This is a genomic window from Hydrogenophaga sp. FW305-3-2-15-A-LB1, assembly GCF_058787875.1.
In genome coordinates, this window is record NZ_JBYTAE010000159.1 from 1 (window position 1) to 4120 (window position 4120).

Sequence of the window (4120 nt, forward strand, 5' to 3'; positions counted from 1 at the left end):
GCTCTGCGCAGCGGGGTAAAGGAGGAGGCGGCACCAGCCGCCGGGGGACACCCGCGGAGCAGAGCGCCCGGCACTCGCGGGCCCACGAGGTGCAGGCCTGAAAACCGGGCAGAGCAGCTACGCCCGCGAAACCGCAAACTTCACATACCAGTCCAGACAACCCGGGTTGGCCATCGCCTCGCGGTTGATGACCTTCTCCAGCGGCTGGCCGAGCAGCAGTTTCTTGATCGGCAGTTCCTGCTTCTTGCCCGAGAGCGTGCGCGGAATCTCGGCCACCTGAAACACGCCGTTGGGCACGAAGCGCGGCGACAGCGCGGTCTTGATGCTGTCGTTGATGCGCGCCTTGAGCGCATCGTCGAGCACGGTGCCTTCGCGCAACACCACGAACAGCGGCATGTAACTCTCGCGCCCGAGGTACTCCAGGTCCACCACCATGGAGTCCATCACCTCGGGCAGGGCCTCGACCGCGCTGTAGAGCTCGCTCGTGCCCATGCGCAGGCCGTGGCGGTTGATGGTGGCGTCGGAGCGGCCGTAGATCACGCAGGAGCCGTCCGCGCCGATGCGCAGCCAGTCGCCGTGCCGCCAGACCGCGCCGGCCTCGGGGCCGAGGTCACCACCCCCGGGCTTGCGGCCCTGGCCCGGCGGGTAGGTGTCGAAATAACTGCCGATCAGGCGCTGGTGGTCCACGTCGCCCACGAAGTACAGCGGCATCGACGGGATCGGTTGCGCGCACACCAGCTCGCCCACCTCGTCGATCACCGGCTGGCCCTGCTCGTTCCACGCTTCGACCGCGCAGCCCAGCAGCCGGCACTGCATGCGCCCGGGCGTCTGCGGCAACTCGCGGTTGCCGCCGATGAAGGCGCCCGCGAAGTCGGTGCCGCCCGAAATGTTGCACCACCAGATGTCCTGCTGCGCCTCGCTCTTCGCGATGCGGCGGAACTGATCGGTGCCCCAGCGCTGCGCGTCTTCCGAGAGCGGCGAACCGGTGGTGCCGAGCGCGCGCACGGCGGACAGGTCGCCACACGCGGCCAGGTCGACGCCGGCCTTGATGCAGTTGGCGAAGAAGGCCGCGCCCGCGCCGAAGAAGGTCACGCCCAACTCGGCGGCGAAGCGCCAGAGCGTGGTCCAGTCGGGCTTGTCCTTGCTGCCGCCGGGGTTGCCGTCGTAGATCACGCAGGTGGTGCCGTTGAGCAGGCCGCTGGTCTGCGCGTTCCACATCACCCAGCCGGTGGAGCTGTACCAGTGGAAGCGTTCGCCCCAGCTGTTGGGGTGGTAGCTGCAGCCCACGTCGTTGTGCAGGATCTTGAGCGCCATGCCCACGATCACCGTGCCGCCATGGCCGTGCACGATGGGCTTGGGCAGGCCGGTGGTGCCGCTGGAATAGACGATCCACAGCGGGTGGTCGAACGGCAGCCACAAGGGTTCGAAGGCGGCGGTGGCGGCATCGTCGCGCGCGGTGGCGGCCGCGAAGCTGGCACAGGGCGATGCGGCCTGCAGCGCCTCGGCCTGCGCCGCCTCGCCTTCGGCCAGGTTGGTGTGCAGCACCACGTGGCGCACGGTGGGCAGGGCCGCGCGCAGCTCGGCCACCACCGCCAGGCGGTCGTGGTCGCGGCCGGCGTAGCTCACGCCGTCGCAGGCGATCAGCACCACCGGCTCGATCTGGCGGAAGCGGTCGAGCACGGCGTTGGTGCCCATGTCGGGCGCGCAGATGCTCCACACGCCGCCGATGGACACCGTGGCGAGAAAAGCCACCATGGCCTCGGGAATGTTGGGCAGGTAGGCCGCCACGCGGTCGCCCGGCTGCACGCCCTGGGCCTGCAGGTGCTGCGCGAGCGAGGCGACCTGGCGCCGCAGCTCGGGCCAGCTCAGCTCCACTTGCCGGCCCTTTTCATTGCGGCTCACCACGGCGGAAAAACCCGCCTCGTGCGCCGGCCGCACGTGGCGGAACACCTGCTGCGCGTAGTTCATGCGCGCGCCGGGAAACCAGGGCGCGCCGGGCATCACGTTCTTCGCCAGCACGGCCGTGTGCGGCGTGGGCGACTGCAGCTCGAAGTAGTCCCAGATGCTTTGCCAGAAGCCGTCGAGGTCGGTGATGGACCAGCGCCAGAGCGCGCCGTAGTCGTCGAAACGCAGGCCGCGGTGCTCGGCGAGCCATTGCTGGTAGAGGCGGATCTGGGGCACGTGGGGCGCGGTCATGCGCCGAGCTTAGACCGGGCCCGCGCCCGGTACGACTAGGGTTTGTACGGTTGTACAAGAATCGGCGCCAACCGTTCAATGCCCCCTTCGCCGGCCGCAGCCCGCGGCCCGCCTCATCGGGGAACCCACCATGCCTTCGACAAACAACCCGCTGGACGGCTTCCAGGTCGACCGCGCCGCCATCCGCACCATCGGCCAGGACCTGCAACGGCCCGAGTGCATCCTGGCCGAGCGCGACGGCACGCTGTGGGCGGCCGACGCGCGCGGCGGCGTCACGCGCATCGGCGCCGACGGGCAGCAGCGCTTCATCGGCCAACGCGCCGACCAGCGCTTCGCCAGCGCCGCGCAGGCTTCGCTGCACGACGTGGAGGCCAAGTACACGCAGGGCACCTTGCCCAACGGCCTGGCCTTCGCGGCCAATGGCGACGTGCTGATCGCCAACTTCGGCACCGACCGGCTGGAGGTGATGGCGCGCGACGGCCAGACACGCACGCTGCACGACACCATCGACGGCCAGGCGATCGGCAAGGTCAACTTCGTGCTGCGCGATTCGAAGAACCGCATCTGGCTCACCGTCTCCACGCGCGTGAACCCCTGGACCGTGGCGGCCAGCAGCCGCGTGCGCGACGGCTACATCGCGGTGGTGGACGAACGCGGCCTGCGCGTGGTGGCCGACGGCTTTCACTTCACCAACGAGATCCGTTTCGACGCGAACGAGGAATGGCTCTACATCGTCGAGACCACCGGGCCGCACATCAGCCGCATGCGCGTGGTGGAGTCGGCCCAGGGCGTCGCCCTGGCCGACCGCGAGGTGTTCGGGCCCTCCCACCTGGGCGGCTTCCCCGACGGCATCGCGTTCGACGCCTTCGGCAACCTCTGGTGCACGCTGGTGATGACGGACCAGCTGATCGCGCTCACGCCGCAGGGCGAGCGGCGCCTGCTGCTCGACGACGGCAACCCCGAGGCCTCGAAGGTGCTGCTGGACCACATGAACGACGGCACGCTCACCGCCGAGGACATGCTGCGCGCGCGCGGCACGCTGGCGCCCTGGATGGCCAGCGTCACCTTCGGCGGACCCGACCTGCGCACGGTCTACATCGGCAGCCTCATGGGCACCACCATCCCCTTCTTCACCTCGCCCGTGCCCGGCCTGCCCATGGTGCACTGGTAACACACCAGCGCCCGCCTTCCGCACGACCCGGCCCAGGGTTTGTACGGGTGTACAACATTTTTGAACACATGTTCAATACCGCCATGCCGTCCCGCAAGCCTGAGCCTGCCCGTCGCCAGAAGAGTGCCGCGCCCCGCCCCGACCGCCAGCAGGCCATCCTGCTCGCGGCCGAGAAGCTGTTCGCGCAGCGCGGCTACCACGCGGTGACGATCCGCCAGATCGCCGAAGAGGCCGGCGTGCCGCTGGCGCTGGTGGCCTACTACCACGGCCCCAAGCAGGACCTGTTCCACGCGGTGTTCGCGCACTGGAGCCACACCATCGAGGAGCGGCTGGCCGCGCTGGACGCCGCCTCGCAGGACCCCGACGACCCGCAGACCCTGCCGCGCATCGTCGAGGCCTTCGTGGCGCCGGTGATCCGCATGCGCTCCAGCCCCGAGGGGCAGTTCTACGCCCAGCTGGTCGGCCGCGAACTGGCCTACCACGGCGAGGAGTCCGACCGCGTGCTGCGCGAGTTCTTCGACCCGCTGGCGCACCGCTTCATCGACGCGCTGCACCACGCCCTGCCGCGCGCCAGCCGCGCCGAGGCCGCCTGGGGCTACCAGTTCGCGCTCGGCGCCCTGCTGCACCACCTGGTGGATGTGCGCGTGGAGCGCCTCTCGCTCAACATCAACCGCGCCAACGACCCGGCCGCCGCCGAGCGGCTGGTGCGCTTCATCGTGGGGGGACTGCGCGCCGCGCTGTGCCCCCCACGAT

3 protein-coding genes are annotated in these 4120 nt (G+C 70.1%); 2 read left to right on the forward strand and 1 reads right to left on the reverse strand.

Going from position 1 to position 4120, the window contains the following annotated elements; translation table 11 throughout:
- Window positions 1-117 precede the first annotated feature (117 nt).
- Complete coding sequence (locus tag AC3WPZ_RS27620; protein WP_492442539.1) at window positions 118-2196, reverse strand: acetoacetate--CoA ligase; 2079 nt, start codon at window positions 2194-2196, stop codon at window positions 118-120.
- Window positions 2197-2326: 130 nt separating this feature from the next.
- On the opposite strand from AC3WPZ_RS27620, the gene AC3WPZ_RS27625 reads away from it, so the two are divergent.
- Window positions 2327-3367: an SMP-30/gluconolactonase/LRE family protein gene (locus tag AC3WPZ_RS27625; protein ID WP_382322691.1), complete on the forward strand. Its 1041-nt coding sequence runs from the start codon at window positions 2327-2329 to the stop codon at window positions 3365-3367.
- Between the two features lie 83 nt (window positions 3368-3450).
- A partial coding sequence (locus AC3WPZ_RS27630) for a TetR/AcrR family transcriptional regulator (RefSeq protein WP_492442541.1) occupies window positions 3451-4120 on the forward strand: 670 nt, incomplete at its 3' end.

Bases quoted from the DNA above. Each gene is read 5' to 3' on its own strand.
- AC3WPZ_RS27625 (WP_382322691.1), top strand. From the start codon at position 2,327: ATGCCTTCGACAAACAACCCGCTGGACGGCTTCCAGGTCGACCGCGCC.
- AC3WPZ_RS27620 (WP_492442539.1), bottom strand. From the start codon at position 2,196: ATGACCGCGCCCCACGTGCCCCAGATCCGCCTCTACCAGCAATGGCTC.